General features: G+C 68.8%; 11 protein-coding genes. 3 read left to right on the top strand and 8 right to left on the bottom strand.

Annotated elements, in window-relative coordinates:
* Positions 1–38: 38 nt before the first annotated feature.
* Both AruCF_RS17790 and AruCF_RS17785 read right to left on the bottom strand, forming a co-directional pair.
* On the bottom strand, positions 39–2,741 hold the full coding sequence (locus AruCF_RS17790; protein WP_049074941.1) for a penicillin-binding protein 1A: 2,703 nt from the start codon (positions 2,739–2,741) through the stop codon (positions 39–41).
* 215 nt (positions 2,742–2,956) lie between these two features.
* Positions 2,957–3,763, bottom strand: coding sequence for an AraC family transcriptional regulator (locus AruCF_RS17785; protein ID WP_049074937.1), 807 nt, complete (start codon positions 3,761–3,763; stop codon positions 2,957–2,959).
* Positions 3,764–3,925: 162 nt separating this feature from the next.
* On the opposite strand from AruCF_RS17785, the gene AruCF_RS17780 reads away from it, so the two are divergent.
* On the top strand, positions 3,926–5,173 hold the full coding sequence (locus AruCF_RS17780) for an MFS transporter (RefSeq protein ID WP_049074934.1): 1,248 nt from the start codon (positions 3,926–3,928) through the stop codon (positions 5,171–5,173).
* Positions 5,174–5,242: 69 nt separating this feature from the next.
* Here AruCF_RS17780 and pgaD read toward each other — a convergent pair whose 3' ends face one another.
* Genes pgaD through pgaA form a run of 4 tightly spaced genes read right to left on the bottom strand, consistent with a single transcriptional unit; the run spans position 5,243 to position 11,583 of the window.
* Positions 5,243–5,689: a poly-beta-1,6-N-acetyl-D-glucosamine biosynthesis protein PgaD gene (gene pgaD, locus AruCF_RS17775; RefSeq protein ID WP_049074933.1), complete on the bottom strand. Its 447-nt coding sequence runs from the start codon at positions 5,687–5,689 to the stop codon at positions 5,243–5,245.
* Complete coding sequence (gene pgaC, locus AruCF_RS17770; protein WP_049074931.1) at positions 5,686–7,023, bottom strand: poly-beta-1,6-N-acetyl-D-glucosamine synthase; 1,338 nt, start codon at positions 7,021–7,023, stop codon at positions 5,686–5,688. The genes pgaD and pgaC overlap by 4 nt, the downstream gene beginning before the upstream one ends.
* Entirely contained in the window at positions 7,020–9,053 is a 2,034-nt protein-coding gene (gene pgaB, locus AruCF_RS17765) for a poly-beta-1,6-N-acetyl-D-glucosamine N-deacetylase PgaB (protein WP_049074929.1), read from the bottom strand. The genes pgaC and pgaB overlap by 4 nt, the downstream gene beginning before the upstream one ends.
* A 7-nt stretch (positions 9,054–9,060) precedes the next feature.
* Entirely contained in the window at positions 9,061–11,583 is a 2,523-nt protein-coding gene (gene pgaA / locus AruCF_RS17760; RefSeq protein WP_254431139.1) for a poly-beta-1,6 N-acetyl-D-glucosamine export porin PgaA, read from the bottom strand.
* Positions 11,584–12,129: 546 nt separating this feature from the next.
* On the opposite strand from pgaA, the gene AruCF_RS17755 reads away from it, so the two are divergent.
* Positions 12,130–13,344, top strand: a complete 1,215-nt coding sequence (locus AruCF_RS17755) for a GGDEF domain-containing protein (protein WP_049074927.1) — start codon at positions 12,130–12,132, stop codon at positions 13,342–13,344.
* Positions 13,345–13,346: 2 nt separating this feature from the next.
* Here the strand turns inward: AruCF_RS17755 and AruCF_RS17750 are convergent, their stop codons facing one another.
* Positions 13,347–15,254: a S9 family peptidase gene (locus tag AruCF_RS17750; RefSeq protein ID WP_372364187.1), complete on the bottom strand. Its 1,908-nt coding sequence runs from the start codon at positions 15,252–15,254 to the stop codon at positions 13,347–13,349.
* Between the two features lie 163 nt (positions 15,255–15,417).
* Here AruCF_RS17750 and AruCF_RS17745 point away from each other — a divergent pair, with 163 nt between their 5' ends.
* Positions 15,418–15,873, top strand: a complete 456-nt coding sequence (locus AruCF_RS17745) for a BPTD_2524 family lipoprotein (RefSeq protein WP_049074924.1) — start codon at positions 15,418–15,420, stop codon at positions 15,871–15,873.
* Between the two features lie 139 nt (positions 15,874–16,012).
* On the opposite strand, the gene AruCF_RS17740 is transcribed toward AruCF_RS17745, so the two are convergent.
* The gene (locus AruCF_RS17740; RefSeq protein WP_080977458.1) at positions 16,013–20,776 is read right to left on the bottom strand and encodes a S6 family peptidase; all 4,764 of its coding nucleotides are present in this window, start codon (positions 20,774–20,776) and stop codon (positions 16,013–16,015) included.
* Positions 20,777–20,799: the final 23 nt, after the last annotated feature.

Below are 20,799 nucleotides of genomic sequence, written 5' to 3'. Positions count from 1 at the left end.
CGCCGGCAAGCCGGTCTTTCCCGGGCGGATCGGGGGGGTTAGAGCGGCCGCGCGGCCAGCGGCCCGGTGCCGTTGGCGGCGCTGGCGCCGGCCGGGATGTCGGCGTCGACGCGCGGCACCGGGATCGGCGGGATCGGGGTGTTGCCGCCGCCGCCGCCCGGGTTGCCCCCGGAAGCGCCACCCAAGGCGCCGCCCAGCGTGCCGCTGCCCGCGGCCGGGATCGGAATCGGCTGCGCCACCGGCGCCTGCTGGCCCGGCGCCGGCTGTGCGGGCTGCTGCTGCACGGGCGTCTGCTGCGGCGCGCCCGCCTGGGGCTGAGTCGCTGGCGGCAGCGTCGCGCCCGGCGCGGGCAGGGGCCGCACCGAGTTGTCGACGCCGTCGGTGGAGCGGTTGTTGTTGAGGAAGTCGGTCAGCGGGTCGCCGCTGGACAGGTCGAGCGAGGCCACCGCCTGGCCCGGCGGGAATTCGTTGAAATAGTATTCGCCGTTGTCCACCAGCAGGCCGTCGGGACGCGGCGCCGGCTTGGCCTCGGGCACGCCCTTGAGCGCCGGCTGCATGTAGTCGAGCCAGGTGGTCAGGGCCAGGCCGCTGCCGAATTCGTTGGTGCCCAGCGACTTGGGCTGGTCAAAGCCCATCCAGACCGTGGTGGCCAGGGTGGGGGTGAAGCCGGAGAACCAGACGTCGACCGCTTCGTTGGTGGTGCCGGTCTTGCCGCCGATGTCGTTGCGCTTGAGCACCTGGTGCGCGCGCGCCGCGGTGCCGCTGGTGGTGACGCCGCGCAGGATGTCATCCATGACCCAGGCGGTGCGCGGGTCGATGGCGCGCGCGGCGGCGTCGCCCGCCACCACCGGCTGCGCCTGCATCAGCACGTTGCCCGAGCGGTCGGTGACCTTGTCGATCAGGTAGGGCGTGACGCGGTAGCCGCCGTTGGCGAACACGCTGTAGCCGTTGACCACCTGCAGCGGCGTGGCGCCGCCGGCGCCCAGGCCCAGCGGCAGCACCGCCGGCCAGCGCGCCTTGTCGAAGCCGAAACGGGTCAGGTAGTCCTGCGCGTACTGCGGGCCGATGGCCTGCAGGATGCGGATGGTGACCATGTTCTTGGACTTGTACAGGCCCTGCCGCAGCGTCAGCATCGGCTCGTAGCGGTTGCCGTCGTTCTTGGGCTGCCAGTCCTTCGAGCCGGTCTGCGCGGCGGTCAGCATGAAGGGCTGGTCGGAGATCTGCGTGGCGGGCGTCAGGCCGCGCTCCAGGGCGGCGGCGTAGACGAACGGCTTGATGTTCGAGCCCGGCTGGCGCCAGGCCTGCGTGACGCGGTTGAAGGTGCCGCGGTTGTAGTCGAAGCCGCCGATCATGGCGCGGATGGCGCCGTCCTGCGGCACCATCGACACCAGCGCCGCCTGCAGCGCCGGCATGTTGATGATTTCCCAGCCGTCGCCGTTCTTGTGGATGTAGACCACCGAGCCGCGCTGGATGCGCTGGCTGTCGCTGGCCTTGGGGTTGAGGGCGCGCGCCACCACGGCCAGCGCCTTCTTGTCGGAGATGGTGATGATGTCGCGCGCGCTGCGCGCCACGGTCACTTCCTGCGGGCTGGCGGCCAGCACCACGGCGGTGAGCAGATCTTCGCTGTCGGGCGTCTTGTCCTGCACGCCGTCTAGGATGTCGTCGAATGCCGCGGCATCCTTTTCGACGCCGTCGGGCAGCTCGATCTGGTCTTCCGGCCCGGGGTAGGGCGCGCGGCGGGTGTAGTCCAGCACGCCGTCGCGCACGGCGCGGTAGGCGGCTTCCTGGTCCTTGGAATCGATCGTGGTGTAGACGTCGATGCCCTTGGAGTAGGTCTGCTCCTGGAACACGCCGTACATCAGCTGGCGCGCCAGTTCGGCCGGGTATTCGCCGTGGATGGCGAAACCGCGCAGGCTGGCGCCGTCGGCGCCGCGGATCACCACGTGCTGCTTGAGGGCTTCTTCGGTCTGTTCCGGCGTCAGGTAGCCCAGCGTCTTCATGCGGCCCAGCACGTAGTGCTGGCGGATCTCGGCGCGCGGGAAGTTGGTGATGGGGTTGAAGCGCGAAGGCGCCTTGGGAATGCCGGCCAGCATCGCGGCCTCGGCCGGCGTGACCTCGGACAGCGGCTTGCCGAGGTAGGTGCGCGAGGCGGCGGCGAAGCCGTAGGCGCGGTGGCCCAGGTAGATCTGGTTCATGTAGAGCTCGAGGATCTGGTCCTTGGTGAGCTCGGATTCAATCTTGTAGGTCAGCAGCAGTTCGTAGAACTTGCGCGAATAGGTCTTTTCGGACGACAGGTAGAAGTTGCGCGCCACCTGCATGGTGATCGTGCTGCCGCCCTGGGTCTTGGATTGCTTGACGAGGTTCACGAGCACGGCGCGCACCATGCCCATCCAGTCGACGCCGCCGTGCTGGTAGAAGCGGTCGTCCTCGGCCGCCAGCACCGCCTGGCGCATCACCGGCGGGATTTCGTCGAAGCGCAGCACGTTGCGGTGCTCTTCGCCGTATTCGCCGATCAGGACCTTGTCGGCGGTATAGATGCGCAGCGGCACCCGCGGCCGGTAGTCGGTCATGGCGTGCAGGTCCGGCAGGCTGGGCCAGGCGATCGCCAGCGCCAGGCCGACCAGCAGCGCCCCGCAGACGCCTAGGCCGGCGACGGCGACGCCGGCCTTGATCAGGAGTCGTTTCCAGGGAAAGCCCGATTTGCCGCCCGGGTTGGCGGAGGATTGCTGGGGGGTGCTCATTGCAGGCGATTCTAGGGCAGAACGCTATAGACCGGCGACCGCGCCGGAAGGTTTCAGTAACCAAACTTGCCCGCAGGGACGGTTCGGACCACGGACAAAGGATATAGGGACGGGTTTGAGCATACGCGCCGCGCGGGTTTCGCGTGGCGCCACACTGCAAGCGCGCGCTGAAATGTATTGCGCGCCGTGACAAACGGCAAGGCCGGTTGCAGATGTCATGCGGCCTGCGCCCGCAGATAGCGTTGCGGCGGCGCGCCCAGGGCGCGATGGAACATGGCGCTGAAGGCGCTGGCGCTGCGATAGCCCAGGTCGGCGGCGATGCGCGCCACCGGCTCGCCCAGTGACAGGCGGCAGACGGCGTCGGCTAGCCGCACCTGCTGCACCCATTGCCGATAATTCAGTCCCAGTTCAGCCTGGAACAGCCGGATCAGCGTGCGCGCGCTGGCGCCGACCTCGCTGCCCCAGTCCTCGATGCCGCGTTGCAGGCCGGGCCGATCCAGGATCGCCTCGCAGACGATCTGCAGGCGGCGGTCGCGCGGCCAGGGAATCTGGATGGGCACCACGCGCGCGGCGGTCAGTTCGGACAGGATCAGCGCGGCGATCTGTTCGGCGCGGCCGCCCAGCGGATAGTCGATGGGTTCGGCGGTCAGGGCCAGGATCAGCTCGCGCAACAGGCCGCTGACCTCGATTACCTGGCACTGCGGCCAATACGCCCGCGCCGCGTCGGCCTGGATGTAGAGCGAGCGCATCGAGACCGCGCCGACCATGTCGACGCCGTGCGGCACGCCGGCCGGCACCCACAACGCGCGCAACGGCGGCAGCGCCCAGAAGCCGCTGGGCGTGGTGACGCGCATCACGCCCTCGATGGCGTAGATGAGCTGGGCGCGCGGATGCGAATGGGCGCCGGTGCGGGCGCCGGCGGGGAATTCCTTGGCCATCGCCGTCACCCCGCGAGGGCGGTGCTGGTAGTCCTGGGCGTCGATGCTGCGGGCCGGATCGAGGCGCGCGGGGCGGGTGGGCATGTTGTCACTTCCGACAAAGGGAGGAGGCCGGATTCAAGGAGGAATACCGCTATTTTGTCACTTTGCCGACGAAAATTGTCAGCCGGGTGCGAGGCGTCCTTCCTACACTGGCAAGGTCCGGCGCCGCGCCGGGCTTTTCGTTATCCGACATCGCCTTTCGCCATGAACCCACCCCAGACCTCCGCCGCCGCGTTGCCCCCCGACGCCACGCCGCCCGCGCCGCGGCCCGCCGTTGCCGATCCCTCCACCGCGTTCGCGGTATTGGGCGCGATCAGCGTGGCGCACCTGATGAACGACATGATCCAGTCGATCCTGTTGGCCATCTATCCGATGCTGAAGGATTCGTTCAGCCTGTCGTTCGCGCAGATCGGCCTGATCACGCTGGTGTACCAGCTGGCCGCGTCGCTGCTGCAGCCGTTCATCGGCTTCTACACCGACCGCAATCCCAAGCCGTATTCGCTGCCCGTGGGCATGGGCTTCACGCTGGCGGGGCTGCTGTTGCTGTCGGTGGCGCCGTCGTTCGGCTGGCTGCTGGTGGCGGCGGTGCTGGTGGGCACGGGCTCGTCGGTGTTCCACCCCGAGTCGTCGCGGGTGGCGCGTATGGCCTCGGGCGGGCGCCACGGGCTGGCGCAGTCGCTGTTCCAGGTGGGCGGCAACGTCGGCTCGGCGCTGGGGCCGCTGCTGGCGGCGCTGTTCATCATTCCGCACGGCCAGCGCAGCGTGGCCTGGTTCTCGCTGGCGGCGCTGTTCGGCATCGTGGTGCTGACCGGCATCGGCCGCTGGTACAGCGCCAACCGAGTGCGCCTGAAGCCGCGCGCCCGGCGCGAGGGCAGCGGCCACGGCCTGACGCGCAACCAGGTGCTGGGCGCGCTGGGCGTGCTGGGCCTGCTGGTGTTCTCGAAGTACTTCTACCTGGCCAGCCTGAACAGCTATTTCACCTTCTACCTGATCGACAAGTTCGCGCTGTCGGTGCGCGAGGCGCAGCTTTACCTGTTCCTGTTTCTGGCCGCGGTGGCCGTGGGCACGGTGGTGGGCGGGCCGGTGGGCGACCGCATCGGCCGCAAGATCGTGATCTGGGTGTCGATCCTGGGCGTGGCGCCGTTCACGCTGTTGCTGCCGCACGCCAACCTGTTCTGGACCGGCGTGCTGGTGGTGATCATCGGCGTGGTGCTGGCGTCGGCGTTTTCGGCCATCGTGGTGTACGCGCAGGAACTGGTGCCGGGCAAGGTCGGCATGATCGCCGGCCTGTTCTTCGGCTTTGCCTTCGGCATGGGCGGGCTGGGCGCGGCGGCGCTGGGCAAGCTGGCCGATGCCACCAGCATCGGCTATGTGTACCAGGTGTGCGCCTATCTGCCGCTGCTGGGCGTCGTGGCGGTGCTGCTGCCGGACGTGGAGCGCAAGCGCGCCTGAAGGCGCGCGGGCCTGGCGCCGCGTGACGGCCCGTGATGGCCGCCTGCGGGGTCTGGTCGCGACGCGCCCTCAGGCCGCCGGCACGGCGGCCAGGCGCGGACGGGCGGCCTCGATGGCCTGGATCTCGCCGTCGCCGCCGTGATGGATGATGGCGACGCGCGCGGCGCGCAATTGGGCAAGTTGGCGCGGCGTGACCGCGAAGCTCAGCGCCAGCCGGTGATCGTCCAGCGGCGCGATGGGCTGGCGCCGGTCCTTGCCGCCGAAGCGCAGGTGGTTGTAGGCCGCCCACAACACCAGCACCGCCGCATTCAGCAGGGCCAGCACGGCGTAGCTGCCGAGCGTCTGCAGCGTGGGCAGGAAGGTCGGCCAGAGCGGCGCCTGCGGCCCGCTGGCCGCGCCGCGCAGGATGGCGACGATGCCGGCGCCGAACAGGTAGACGAAGGCGAACCAGCCGACCGCGGTCAGCAGCAGGTCGAACAGATAGCCCGCGCGCGAGCGTTTGGTCGTGATGATCATGATGCGTCCGGTGATTTGATGCCGCGGTCGGGGCTGGTCCAGCGCGCGCGCTCGGCCTGCTTGCGCAGCATGACTTTGGGGAAACTGACCAGGGTGGTGAGCAGGCTCACCATCCAGTAGGCCAGCGGATACCAGATGACCCAGTAGAGCGCGCGCCACAGGCCCGGCTCGTAGCGGCGGTCGATCAGGATGCTGATGGCGAACTGCAGCAGGCACACCACCGCCAGCATCATGCCGGTGAAGGCGGGCGGCATCAGGCTGGCGATGTGCATGTTGTTGGGCAGCGTCACGACCTGGCTGATGAGCCACAGCAGCACCGAGACGCCGAAGGCGAAGGCCCAGGCGGTCGACAGGCAGAACTCCAGCATCAGCGGCCACAGGCGGCGGTGGCGCCAGTTCCAGATCGAGCGCAGGTTCTTCAGGAATACTTCGGCGCCGCCCTGGGCCCAGCGCAGGCGCTGCTTCCAGATGCCGCGCAGCGTCTCGGGCATCAGGATCCAGCACAGGCCGCGCGGCTCGTAGAAGATCGACCAGTGGTCGCGCTGCAGCTTCCAGCTGATGTCGATGTCTTCCGTGATCATGTCCAGGCTCCAGTAACCGACCCGGTCGAGCGCGGCGCGCCGGAAAGCGGCCACCACGCCAGAGACGGTGAAGACCTGGCCGTAGATGCGCTGGGTACGCTTGATCAGGCCGATGATGGAGGAGAACTCGCCCACCTGGACGCGGCCGATCAGGGTCGAGCGGGTGCGGATGCGCGGGTTGCCGGTGACCGCGCCCACGCGCGGGTTGTCGATCAGCGGCGCCACCAGGTAAGCGGCGGCGTCCGGATCGAGCACCGCGTCGCCGTCGATGCAGACCAGGTATTCGCTGCGCGCGGCCAGCGCGCCCATGCGCAGCGCCATGGCCTTGCCCTGGTTCTGCGCCAGGTGCACCACGCGCAGGCGCGGATGCTGTTCGGCCAGGCGGTCCAGCATCGGCCCGGTGGCGTCGCTGGAGCCGTCGTTGATGGCGATGACCTCGATGTTCGGATAGCGCTGGTTGAGGGCGGCCAGCAGGGTCTCTTCGCCGTTGTCGGCCTCGTTGTAGCAGGGCACCAGGATCGACACCAGCGGATCGCCGGCCAGCGCCGGCGGCGCCGATCCGGGGCCCCATTGCCAGCGCCGCTCCCAATGCCACCAGAAGTACAGGCCGCCGGCCATCCACATGCCGGACATGAACAGCGGGTAGAAGAAGACGAAGCCCAGCAGCGCCTGGCCGGTCAGCATCATGGTGAAGCCGAACGGCGCGCCCAGCACCGCCAGCAGGATAATCAGGGCAATCAGACGGTCGATCATCGGAGGGGATACCAGGCTTCGGAGATGGCGGGCCGGATGCCTTGCAGCCGGGGCTGGTCTTGCGAGAAATCGTCGGGGTAGTAGCCGAAGCTGCGCGCGCCGCGCAGTTGCAGGCGTTGCATCCAGCCGGCCAATACCGCGGTGTCGACGGGCGTGGCCTCGGGACGGCCGGGGCCGGTGCGCCAGTCGCGCGCCTGCAGCTCGAACACGGTCCGGTCGAGCGCGCCGGGGCGCCGCGCCACGGCGTCGACCAGCCTGTCGAGCCAGGCGTTTTCCTGGCCTTTGGGCACGTTCTCCATCAGCGGCATGGCCATGGGCGCGGTCCAGTCGTAGGCGCCCAGGAAGTCGTCCAGGTTCTGCGCGAACCAGGCCTCCGATTGCGGCTCCAGGATCGGCATGGCGAAGATGTTGCGGGCGGTCTTGATCTGCGGGCCGCGCACGGCGCGCACGCGGTCGGTCAGCTCGGCGGTGAAGTCTACGAGGGCGCGGCTCTTGAAGCGCGTCCAGCGTTGCAGCGTCTCCGGGTCGGCGCGCAGCTGGCCGATGTCGCCGGGCAGGCCGGCGGCGCGGTAGGCCGCCAGCGCGCCGGGGCTGGCGTCCTCGAAGTCGGACAGCACGGCGTCGTCGTGGAACAGGATGCCGTCGAAGATGGCGTGGCGCGCCAGGTCCTCGTACAGGTCGCCGATGCGGGCGCGCGCGGTGGCGTCGAACGGCGACAGGCGGCGGTACTGGTCCGGATCTGGCCGCGCCTCGGCCTGGCCGGGCTGCCAGCGCGTGACGCGCGGGATCGAGGCGTCCAGGTCATAGGCCAGCACCGGCATCCAGGCGTACACCATGACGTTGGCGCGGTTGTGCAGCTGCCAGGCGGCGCGGTTGAACAGGTCGGCGCGCACCGGCAGCCAGCGGTTGGGGAAGTACACCGAACGCACCAGGCCGTCGCCGGTGGGGTCGGAATACGCCTGCAGGAACACGGTGTTGATCTGCATGTCCAGGATGCGCTGCACCAGCTCGCCCAGGTTGCGGTCGGTCTGCGCCGGATCCGGGTCGTAGACGTAGTCCAGGTCCACGTGGGCCACGCGCATGAAGGGCGTGGCCTCCATGCCCACCACGCTGTTGGCGAACGGCCTGAGCGCCGGGTCGCTGGCCAGCAGCATGCGCGGCGTGGACATCAGGCGGCCGAGGCGGCCGGGGCCGTCTTCCAGCGTCAGCGCCAGCTGGTAGCCGTTTTCCGCGGCGATGCGCAGCGTGCTGCCGCCCTCGGCGCCGTAGGGCCAGACCCAGACGCGCGGCTTTTTGCCGGTGACCTGTTCGATCTTGCGGCTGATGGCGCGCACGTCGCCGCCCATGCGGGCCTCGAATTGCGCCTCGGTCTCATAGCGGCCGGTCTTGGCGTCGTAGGCGCGGATCGCGGCGGCCGGCTCGGTGTTGCCCTGCGGGTTGGCCAGCGCGCCGTAGTGCGAGGCGTCGGTGTGGGCGGCGATCTCGACCAGCCCGGATTGCGAGATGGCGCGCACTTCGTCCCAGTTCAGGAAGCGCTGGCGCGGCTCGGGGCTGCCGCCGAAGTCGACCCGCTTGTCGGCCGGGGTGTCCATCCAGGTGCCCACCGGCGCCAGCAGCGCCGGCCAGCGGTAGGCCTTCAGGATCGGCAGCACGCGGGTGTAGAAGCTGCGGTAGCCGTCATCGAACGACAGCAGCACGGCGCGCTCGGGCAGCGGCTTGCCGCCCTGGCGCGCGGCCAGGATCTGGTCGACCGAAACGGCCTGGTAGCCGTTCTCGCGCAGCCAGGCCAACTGGTCGACGAGGCGATCGGTGCGCACGCTGAGAAAGCCCTGGTCAGGGTCGTCGTCTTCGACGTCGTGGTACGCCAGGGCCAGGAAATTCCCGGGCACCCAGGGTTTTTCGGCGGCCGCCACGGGCCGTTCGGACGGCGGCGTGTAGACCGGGATGTCCTTGGCGCAGGCGGTCAGCGCCAGGATGGCCAGCAGCAGCAGGGCCGCCAGCAGGAGTCGGGTGGGTAGCTTGAGCAACATGGCGGTCTCAGAAGCGGTAGGCAAGGTCGAACACGATGCGCAGTTCGCGCTCGCGCTGGCCGTCGTACGGGCGGCTGATGCCGGTGACCATCGCGCCCATGTCCAGCACGTCGTTGGCGCGGTAGCGCTGGCCATAGCCCAGGGCGATGACGCCGCCGGTGCCGTAGCCCTGCTGGGTGTAGCTGCCGGCGCCGACGGTGCCGATCTGTTCCCAGGCGGTTTCGTAGCGGCGGTACAGCGTGTGGGTCAGGCGCACGCCGGGCAGCGCCATCAGGTCCGAGCGCGGGTTGTAGTAGGGCGCGCCGTCGCGGCTGTTGCGCTGGGTCGACAGGTCCAGCGTCAGGTCGGCCTTCAGGTGCGGCGCGGTGTAGACGCGCTCGCGCCCGTCCAGCCCCAGTTCCCAGCGCTGGTTGCCGTCGGAAAAGCGCGACGGCGACAGCGACAGGGTCCATTCGCGTCGCTCGTTGGCGCGCCAGCGCACGAAGCCGGTCAGGCGGTTGGCGGTGATGTCGTTGGTCAAGGCCCGCAGCGGGGTCTCGCGCGACAGCAGCTCGCCCGAGCCGCCCACCTGCCAGTGATCGTCGATGTCATAGGCGGCCGACAGGCGCAGGCCCGGTTTGACGCCGTGGCCGTAGCTGTGGGTCGAGACTTCGCCTTCGACCGTCAGGTCGCGGCCGCGCCATTCGACGCCGGTGCGCAGCCAGCGGTAGTTGCCGCGTCCTTCCTCGAAGTCGCCGGTGGCGTAGCCGCCGCCGCCGAAGGCGCGCCAGTTGTAGTCGATGGGCGGGGAATACAGCACCGCGTCGATGCCGAAGTCGCCATTGCCGTTGACCGGGCTGTCCGAGGCCAGCCCGCGGTAGCCGCTGATGCGCAGCTCGGCCTTGTTGTGGACTTCCCATTCGCGCGCCAGGCGGCGGCTGGTCAGGTTCTCGGGGGCGCGTTCCAGGGTGTCGGCGGACAGCGCCTCGGCCTGGCGCCATTCCTGCAGGTCCAGGGCGGTGAAGCCCTGGCCGTTTTCCACCGACAGCGCGCGCGGCGCCAGCGTTTCGGCCAGCTTCAGCTCGCGTTCGGAAGCGCGCGGCTGGTCGCGCCGCCGGTATACGGACGCCAGGTCGGCGCGCAGGGTGGAGTTGTTGGGCGCGTTGGCGACCATGCCGGCCAGCCGCTGCTCGGCGGCCACGGTGTCGTCGGCCTGCAGGCGCGCCGCGGCCACGGTCTGCTCGCTTTCCAGCTTGAGGTCGTTGGGATTGCGGGTGGCCTGGCCCTTGTAATACAGCCAGGGCGCGTAGCCCGAGCCGATGGCGTCGGTGACGGCGCCGGTCTGGTCGAATTGCTCGGCCTCGGCCAGCGCGTAGTACAGGCCGGTTTCGGTGCTGAGGCGGTCCTGCGCATCATCATTGCGGAAGGCGTCATCCGCGCCGACCTGGCGATAGAGGTCGCGCGCCTTTTCGGGCTGGCGCAGGTAGAGGTAGGCCGAGGCTACGTCGTTGAGCGCATAGCGCGGCACGGCCACGCCTTCGGCCCGCAGCGCTTCGTACTCCCGCACCACGTCGGTCATGCGCGCCCGCGCGTGCAGCGCGTGCAGGCGGTCGATGCGGGCGCGCCGCGCGTCGTCGCGGGCCGCATCCCCCAGGGCCTGCCAGGCGGGGATCAGTTCGTCGTAGCGCGCCAGCGCGCGGTCGGCGATGACAAAGCGCTCGGCCTCGCCGCGCGTGGGCATGGACGCCAGGCGCACCTGCTGGGCCAGGGCGTCGCCTTCCAGGCGCCGCAGTTGCCTGGCGTCGAACAGGTCCGGGTGCTGCCGCGCCAGTTCCAGCGCGGGCTGCGCCAGGCGGGCGCGGCCTAGCGCGTCGATGTACTCGCGCAGCACGTAGGGCGTGCCCGGCGCGATGGCGAGCGCCTTGTCGGCCTGGTGCAGCGCCTCGTAGGGCTGGCCCAGGCGCGCGTGGACATAGCCGAGGGCCAGGCGCGCGTCGACGTTGCGCGGCGCGCGCGCCACCCAGTCCTGGCCGGCGCGCCGGGCGGCTTCGGTCTGGCCGGAGTCGGCAAGCGTCATGATTTCGCCGGCCGCGAACGCGGATTGGCCCGGATAGCGGCGCAGGCCGGCGCGATACGCCGCCAGCGCTTCGGGCCAGCGGCGCAGGTCGCGGTAGGCGCGCGCCACGGCCAGCTGGATGTCGGCGGGCGGGGCGCTGGCCGCCGGCAGGGTTTCGTACGCGGCCACGGCTTCGGCGGGCCGGCCGGCCCAGCCGGCGATGACGATGTGGTCGTACACCGCCTGGCGGCCGGCCGCCGGCCCTTGCTGGCGCAGCATGGCCAGGGCCGGTTCGTAGTCGCCGGCGCGGGCGCGGGCGATCAGCGCGTCGTAGTCGGCGCCCGGGGCGGCCAGCGCCAGCGCCGGGGCCAGCAGGGCGCAGGCTGTCAGCGCCTGCAGTCTGGTGCCAGCTGCCCGCCGTCGCGGGGCTCCCGAGAAGGCGTGCGTCAGAGGGCGCTGCGCCATGCCCCTGGAGGGCGTTTTTCTTTTCAGCATCTGTAAGAACTTCCGCAGTTGCAACGAGGGCGCTCATGGCTCCGCCGGCCGGACGCGCGGGCGTCGCGTTGCCGAAGGCGCTGCGCGGGCGTGTGAACGCGCCGGCGGCGAAGGGGAGAGCGTTGGGTAGTGACTGCGCGGCGCCCGCTGCGGGGACCTTCGCACTCGCACGAGGGAGTGCATGGCTAGTACGCGCCACGCCCGTGGGGCGTGGTTGCGGCGCTTCTGGCGGCGCCGGCAACAGGCCGAACTTTATGGGTTTTTGGCGCATCCAACTGTCAATTAGTGCAAAGGAAGGGTTATGCGCCCGGGGCTTGGCGTATTCTTTGTTGCATATCGCACAACCGTCGTGGCGATATGGCCGGTATTGGGGATGCCCCGGTTCGGAACGTTTTGCGCGCGACGGAAATGGCCGGCGAGTCCGCCATGCAGGTAACAAAAAACGTCAAAAGTGCAGGTCTGTAACGTGTCCCCGACTCTGCATCCGGTGCAACAGATGTTCCACGCGACGGCGACGGCCCCACGAGGGCGCGAGCCGGCAACAACATGACGACTTCATTATTCTTTCTGGTGTGGGGCCTGGCGACGGCCCTGGCGCTGCCCTTGCTGCTGCCGTTTCACGCGCGCGGCGGCGTGCCGGGCATCCAGGCGTTCACCGCGGCCAACGCGCTGGCGGTGTTGTCGCTGCTGGCCTATGCCTCGTCCGAGATCATGCCGCCGGGCGCCTATGTGATGGTGTCCAACGCTGCCTGGCTGGCCGCCGTGAGCGCGGTGTACGTGGGGGTGCGGCAGTTCTTCGGCCTGCGGCCGCACGCCGTGCGCGCGGCCGCGCTGACCGTGATCGGCATCGCGGCCATGGCGCTGATGCTGTACGGCGTTGACAACCTGGTCGGCCGCATGACGCTGTTCTCCGCCTACACGGCCGTGCTGATGGCGGCCACCGCCGCCGTGGCGTATCGCGAGCGCAAGCGCATCCAGACGCCGGGGGTAATGCTCTATGTGCTGCTGTCGCTGTTCAGCCTGATCGCGCTGCACCTGTTGCGGGTCGGGGTCTACGGCGGCGGCTGGGTGCAGACTTCGTCGTTGCTGGACCCGGCGCCGTGGGGCCTGTTCTTCATCGTCTGTGGCTCGGTGACGGTGCCGGCCCTGTTCCTGGCGCTGCTGCTGTTGATCCAGACATCCCTGTCCGAACAGATGCAGGCCGCGCTGACCTTCGACAGCCTGACAGGCGCCCATTCGCGCCGCAGCATCCTGGACGAGTTGGAGCACGAACTGCGACGCTGCGCGCGTAGCCAGGGCCGGCTGGCGGTGTTGGTGCTGGACATCGACCATTTCAAGTCGATCAACGACCGCCACGGCCACGCCACCGGCGACATGGCGCTGCGCCACTTCGCGCAGGTGGTGCCCAAGGCCGTGCGCGCCAGCGACCGCTTTGGCCGCCTGGGCGGCGAGGAGTTCGTGCTGCTGATGTACGACTGTGACGCTGCCCGCGCGCTGGTGCAGGCGCAGCGGGTATGCGATGCCCTGCGCGATTCGCCGATGTATCTGCAGGGACAGGAATTGCGCATGACCGCCAGCGGCGGCGTGGCCACCTTCCAGCCGGGCGATACCGCCGATGGCATCCTGGCCCGCGCCGACCTGGCCTTGTACAAGGCCAAGGAACTGGGACGCGACCGCGTTGAAATGGCCTGGAGCGGACGCGCGCCGGGCCGCCCGCAGGCGGCCCGGGAGGAGGCGGCCGACCTGGCGGCCGGGGCCTGAGCCTACGGCTTGAGGTGTTCGACGAAGAACTTCTCCATGGCCGCGTAGAACTCGAATTTGTTTTCGTCGTTGTGGAAGCCGTGGCCTTCGTTGTCCTTGACCATGTATTCCACTTCGACGCCGCGCGCCTTGAGCGCCTTGACCATCTGGTCGCTCTCGTCCTTGTTCACGCGCGGGTCCTTGGCGCCCTGGGCGATGAACAGCGGCGTCTTGATGCGGTCGGCGTGCAGCGCCGGCGAGGTGGCGGCCAGGCGGTCCTTGTCGCGCACCGGGTCGCCGACCATGTCCTGCATCTTGTCCAGCATCGGCTTCCAGTAGGGCGGAATCGACTTCATGAACGTGAACAGGTTGGACACGCCGACGTAGTCGACCGCTGCCGCGTACAGGTCGGGCGTGAAGGTCACGCCGGCCAGCGTGGCATAGCCGCCGTAGCTGGCGCCATAGATGCCGATGCGCTTGGGATCGGCGATGCCCTGCTTGACCAGCCATTGGACGCCATCGGTAATGTCGTCCTGCATCTTCAGGCCCCATTCGCCGAAGCTGGCTTCCCAGAAGGCGCGGCCATAGCCGGTGGAGCCGCGGAAGTTCATCTGCAGCACGCAGAAGCCGCGGTTGGCCAGGAACTGCACTTCGGGGTTGTAGCCCCAGCCGTCGCGCGCCCACGGGCCGCCGTGCGGGTTGACGATGCACGCCAGGTTCTTGGGGTCACGCCCGGCCGGCAGCGTCAGGTAGCCATGGATGGTGAGACCATCGCGGCTCTGGTAGCTGATGGGCTGCACCCGCGACATGTCGGCCTCGGGGATGGCCGGGTTGATGTCGGCCAGCTTGCTGAGGGTGTCGGCGCGGGCGTCGTAGATGTAGCGCGAGCCGGGCGTGCGGTCGTTGTAGGCGGCGACGATGAACTTGTCCTCGTCGCGGTTGCCGCCCTGGATCGCGAACTGGTAGCCCTCGAGCTGGGCTGACAGCTTCTTGAACAGGGTTTCGGTCTCGGCGTCGAAGAACTTGTATTGCGGCTTGTCGGTCTGGTACGAGGCGACCGTCAGCACGCGGCGCTTGCGCGAGAAACCGGCCGCGTCCAGGTCGACCGTGTCCGGGGTGAAGATCTCGTCTTCCTTGTCGGGGCTGGCCGGGTCGATCACCACCAGCGCGAGCTTGTCGCGGCCGCGATTGGACAGGGCGTAGAACTTCTTGTCGTCGAAGGTGAAGAAAGCCGGGCTGACGCTGGTGCGATAGTCGGTGGTGAACAGCGGACGGAACTCCGAGGCTTCGTTGTCGCGGTAGAGCAGAGTGGTGTTCAGGCCGTCGCTGGTGACGGCCGCGCGCACCTTGCCGGCGTGGTCGGTCTGCCAGCCGACGATGTTGCCGGGGTTCTGCGCCACCAGCACGCCTGCGCCGGTGTGCACGTTGACGCGGTAGACGTCGAACACCTGCGGATCGCGCTGGTTGTGGCTGATGAGGATGTGGTCGGGGTCGTCTTCGAGGTCGTCCTCGATGCTGGCGCGCACGCCGTCGTAGGGGGTCAGGTCGGTGACCTTGCCGGTCTTGGCGTCCACCGCCAGGACGTGGAAGTTCTCGTCGCCGCCGAAGTCCTTCTGGTACAGCACCACGTCGGGGCCCTTCCAGAAGAAATTGCTGATGTCGCGGGCCGATTCGCTGGTCAGCTTGCGCGGTTCGCCCACCGGCTTGCTGCCGTCCAGGGCCTGGACGTAGATGTTCATGCGCGGCGGCTTGCCGTCGACGCTGGTGGGCTGCATGAAACCCAGGGTTTTGCCGTCGTCGGCCAGGCGGAAGAAGCCGCGTTCCGGATTGCGGAAAAAGTCTTTCAGGGGGTAGGCCCGGGGCGGCTGCGCGGCGGCGCTGGCGCCCAGGGAGGCGCCGACGATACCGGCGGCCAGGATGGTGTGTTTCATGAATGAGAGCAAGGCATACCTCCGACGATTCCACCCGGCCGCGGGCGCCGCCGGACTCCTGATCGATAATGCCATAGCCTCGGGCGGGGTGTCGAACCGTCCCGGCCACTTATGCCGGTGGCCGGTTTGCGGGATAATCGCGGCTATCAATCTGGAGAAACACATGGTTCGGAATCTGGTCGCGGCATCGGCGCTGGCCTTGGGCCTGGCGGGCTGCTCGCTGGGCATTTCGCAGGACAGCGCGTCGCCGCACAGCGAATTCAAGGCGCCCGTGGCTTTCAAGGATGCCTATGCCACCACGCTGCGCCAGGCCAACGCCTGCCTGCGCAGCACCGACAACGCCTACCGCGTGGTGTCGAACCTGGACGAAAGCGCCCAGACCGCCGTGGTGCGGGTGCTGGCGCCGTACAGCGACAACGAAATGACCCGCGTCGACCTGAAGGCGGCCGGCCCCAAGACCACCGACACCCGCATCGTGATGTGGGGCAAGGGCACCTGGGACGCGGCGGCGCTGCGCGCCATGCAGGATGCGATCGTCTACGGCATGAGTTCATGCGCCAGCTACATGCCGCTGGACCCCCGGCCGCCGGTCAAGCCGTCGCGGGATCTGCAGAAGTAACGCGGCAGGCGCCGGCCGCGGTCCGGGTATTGCCCCGGACAAAAGCGGCGGGATGCCGCGCGGCGTCGTCGCGGAACGCGCCCGGACCATCGGCGAAGCGGGGCCGGGCGCGGTGGGCCGCGTTCAGAAAGGGGCGCGCTCAGAACTGATAACGCACCCCGATCTGGCCGCTGTAGTCGTGCTTGAGCTTGCCGGCGAAACTGCTTTCCACCTGGCTGTAGAGGCGCCAGTTGGCGGACAGCCTGGCGTTCAGCGACAGGTTCACCAGATAGCGGCTGTCGTCCGCCATCGGGTTGCGCAGCACATCGTCCGGACTGCCGTTGTTCACGATGTCGATGCTGCCGCCGCGCCGCAGGTTCTGCAGCCGGAACAATCCGGCGGACACGGCCAGCGCATGCTGCGCATCGGACTGCAGGTTCAGGCCGACGGCCGCGCCGATCTTGGCGTAGACCGGCCGGCTGGCATTGACGCGCACATCGACACTGTCTTTGCCGCCATGCAGGGTGTAGCCACTGGTGGCGCCCGCGACGACTTCGGCCGATGGCTCGATGAAGGCGCCGCCGTCGAGCAGGTTCAACCGCCATCCCGCCTGCACGCTGGCCAGCAGCGACGTTGACCGCGCGCCCTGCGCGGCAATGTTCAGTTGGCTCGGGAACTGGTAGGTCTGGTTGGTTTTCAGGTACTTGGCGATAACGTCGACGAAGGGGCCGTCCTCGTGGATCAGGGCGTAGTAGAGGCCGATGCCGCCCGTGGTGTGCCGCTCCGACAACGCGCCGTCGCCCTGGCCGGAACCCTGCGTGTAGCTGCCCATGATGCCGTACAGCTGTCTGCCCTGCTTGCGGTCGAGGCCGAATTGCAGCGTGGTGTGCTTCAGGCCGATCTGCTGGTAGTCAGCGCGCCCGTGGCTGGTCTTGATCCAGAGTCCGGCGTCTTCATTGAGCTGGCGCACGTCGCCCAGGCGCTTGTCGAGCTGGTTGGTTTCGAGCACGAAGGAGACGCGCGGCAGGCTGGCCAGCGTGCCGGTGCGCGCGATCTGCCGGCGCACCTCGGTGATCTGCCGGATGGTGCCTTCGTCCGCCGCCACGCCCGCCTGTCCCAGGCGCTTGACGATTTCCTCGCGCGACCCCAGGGCGTCCAGCTCGGACAGCTTCAACGGCACGGCCGTGAACAGGGACAGGCCGGGCCGGGTCTGCGCGCCGCCGCCCTGCGGCGTCTCGATCTCCGGCATTTCGGCGGGCTTTTCTACCGGCGGTTCCGCAGGTTTTTCGACTGGCGGGTCAGCAGGTTTTTCGACCGGCGTGTCGGCAGGTTTTTCGACTGGCGGGTCGGCGGGCTTTTCGACCGCCCTGTACGCCAACTGCCATTTTTTCTCCGTGTCGGTGCTGACGATTTCAAGGTTGGGCAAGTAGACGGTCAGGCCCTGCGTGACCGAGCCCGTCTTGAAATAGCTGTCGGCCGTGCTCGCGGGCGCGGACGCCAGCAGCAGCCTGCCGCTGGCGTTGTCCGGCACCTCGCCGCGAACCAGGAGCGTGAGGTCCAGGCTGTTGTCATCGCCCAGCGCCTCGGTGGCGACGCGGATGCTGTCGCTTGCGCCGTCCTGGGGCCGCGCGGTCAGGGCGAAATGCACGCCGGTGGCGTTCAGGGTGCCGGTTTGCAGGGTGCGCGGCGTCCAGTCGGCCGCCTGGGGCTGGGACAGCTCCACGCGGCCGCCCGTCGGCAAGTGCAGCGCGTCGAACTGGCGATCCTGGCTCAAGCGCCAGGGGGCGTCGTCGCGCATGCTGATGAACCACCATTGCCGCTGGTCCGCGTCATGGCTGACCGCCAGGCCGCCGAGCCACGGGTTGCCGCCCGACGATGTGCCGGCCGCGCCATCGGTGTAGGCCTGCTCCAGTTGAAACAGGTCAGCCGGCGCGGAGGCCGGGGCGCTCAGCAACAGGTCTTCGCGCGCGACGGGCGCGGCGCTGGCGGGGCGGTCGCCGAAGTTGGTGATCCGCAAGCGGTTGCCGCTGCCGCTCAGCCCGGTGGTGATCGTCAGGCGGTCATGATCGCCGCCATTTGGATCGACCCGCAAGGCAAACGTGCTGTCCGTCGCGGCGACGGTGTCGGCCGTCAGGGTGTAGGCGGGCAGGATTGCCGCCGCCGGCGACAAATTGCCGGCCATGTCGGGGCCGGACTGCGCCCGCGCCATGAATCCATTCCGTGTCTGGCTCATGTCGTCAAAGCTCAACAGCGCCTGGCTCGCCTGGAGTTGTTTGAGCGTGGAATCGCCCGTGACGATCCAGTGGGCCGTTTCCTGGATCCACATGCTGGCCTGCGCCGCGTTCACGCTTCCCGCGTAGACCGTTTCCGGCGCGGCGCTGTCGCCGAGGTCAGCCGCGCGAGCCCTTGTCGGGCCGCCGGATTCGCCGCCGCCAAGGCGGACCTGCGCGGTCTGGTCGGACAGAATATTGCCGGTCAGGCGGGTGCCGGGGCCGGCCTCGAGGACGGCGTCCTGGCCATTCAGTATCCAGGACGCGGCCGAGTAGGTCGTTACGGGGAGGGTGCGATCCGCCGCCGCCAACATCGACAGGATGGCGTTGGCGCCCACGCGGACTTCGCCATCGGAGGTGAGGCCGGCGCGGCCTGTCAGCCGGGCATCGTCGCGCAGGTTCAGCAGCGAGTGGGTGAATACGCTGGGGCGGTCGAGCAGTGCGTGGGCGGAGGAGACATGCGTTTCGCTGTCGGTGCTGTCGATGCCGCCGTTGAAGCGTTCCGTGATGGACAGGGTGGAATCGTTCGCCAGAGTCACTCCGCCCTCGAATCTGCTTGTATCGACGTCTGTGCCAGCCCGCGATTCACCGGCGCTCGGCGCCGTATTGATGTCCGTGCCGTCGTTCAGATCGATGAAGACAGACGAGCTGCCCAGGGTGACAAATGAATGATCGGCGTGGATATCGGTGGCGAGCGCGGCATTGCGGCCGAGATGGAGCTGCGCGTCGCGCAGTTCCAGCGCCGCCATGCGAAAGTGGCGCGTTTCCCAATCGGGCTGCGTAAAGGAGACAGGGCGGGTTGGCAGCGAGTCGTCACCCAGGGACTTGAGCATGTCCACGACGGCGGCGGCATTGGCGGCGTGGACGACCGGGTGTCCTTGCAGGTACAGCAGGCCGTTCTTCTGGATGAACGTGCCGCTGCTGTCGATTCCTCCGTCGATGGCGAAACGGCTCTGGGGCGTGGCGGTATTGGCGATGTTGACATTGCCGGTGAAATGGCCGTGCCAGAGGGTCGTGGCATTAACGCCGCCGGGGGCGGCGAAGGCCAGGTTCACCGTGGCGGGGGAGCTGCTATTGGTGAGAACGGCGCCGGCGTCGGCGCCGTTCAGTCGATGAAAGGTGACATCGTTGCCGTTGATGTCGAGCGTGCCCCCGCGGAATCCCCATTGGATGTTGTCCGGATCGATCTGGCGGCTGTCCGCCAGCACCAGGGTAGGGCGGCCGCTGACGATGCGGGCGGCCGCGAAGGCCTGGACCCGGTTGGCGGCATCGGCGCGTTGCGCCAGGATGACGGTGCCATCTCCAATGTTCAACGTGCCCGGGTTGACCCCTGAAGCGCTGATCTTCAGCGTGCCGGCGCCCAGCTTGTGCAGGCTGTCGGCGGCCACGCCGTTGACCTGCCAATCCACGAACGATTCCGCGTTCACCGTGATGCCGCCGCCGCGCCAGGTCTGGGTGTCCTTCGGCATGACGGTGTAGCGGCCGTCGAATGTGAGGGCGCCGGCCCCTTGGTCGACCGTGCTTTCCAGCACGACGAGACCGTCGCCGCGGAAGGTCAGATCCTTGCCGTGGTCCAGCGCCGCGGCCTGATTCGGCCCGAACCTGCCGTGCATGGTCCAGGAAGCCTGCGCCTGGTTCAAGGCGCCGGTTCCGGTGGTCCCGTCGTAGGTCCAGTGGATCTCGCCGTCGGACTGGTGGGTAATCACCGGCGCATCGGTCTTGCCATCGATGACATCCATGACATCCGGCAAGGGAATCACATCGAACGCGCTGAGCGTCGCGCCCTCGCCGGACCAGCCGGTCTGCACCGCGACCAGTATCCACTGCCCGCGTCGCGTGTCCCAGGCAAACAGCGGAGAGCCGCTATCGCCGGGGCCGCCGTAGGAAGCCATCGGACCCTGCTTGGGCGAGTAGGTGGCGCCCGGCAGCGCCTGCAGGAACCAGTAGGAATCCTCGGGGGAGCCCACCGTGCCGCCGGTCAGGTAGGCATAACCGCCCGCGATGCGGGTGCGCACGCCGGCCCTGTCCCGAACCCGCTGCACGCCGGAGCCGACCCGGTAGAACACCGGGAAGCGGGACAGGTCCGCATAGGTGCCGGCGGCATCGCCAGCATCGGTCATGGCGATGGGCGCCACTTCGGTCACGATCTTGTTCAGGCGTGGGGAATGGAAGTCCTCCCATCGGTGGTTGTTGCGGTTGACCAGGGTATAGCGGGTGTCACCGCGATAGCCGAACGTGACGCCGGTGTAGCCGCCGTTGTGCTTGACGCTGACGACGTATTGCGGCGCAACCAGGGTTGCGATGCCCGTGGTGTCGGCTACCCTGAAATCGATCATGGGCGCGCGGTCCAGGACCGCGTAGGGCGCTCCGGCCTTGTCGTACAGCGAGATGTTCCGCGCGCCCGGTCGGAAGACCCCTTTGTTTTCCGCGAAGTCTCGATAGGTCTGGTAAGGCAGATCCGTGCCGACCATGGCGGCATGCAACGGAGCCGCCGTCAACAGGCCCACCAGGATCGACAGCCTGTGGCAGATCGGGCGGATGGCCCGACAGGGCGCGCCATGGCGGCCCGGCCTGTCGCGCGGATCGGGTCTTGCCCGGCTGGCCGAGAGGGAGGAGATGAGGTCGCGGCCAGGTGATAGAGATTTCCAGATCATGCGGCGCTTTCACCGAGGTAAGC

Source organism: Achromobacter ruhlandii (genome assembly GCF_002082135.1).
GTDB lineage: Bacteria > Pseudomonadota > Gammaproteobacteria > Burkholderiales > Burkholderiaceae_B > Achromobacter > Achromobacter ruhlandii.
The sequence above is the reverse complement of the archived record's forward strand: the minus strand, read 5'-3'. Positions and strand labels throughout refer to the sequence as shown.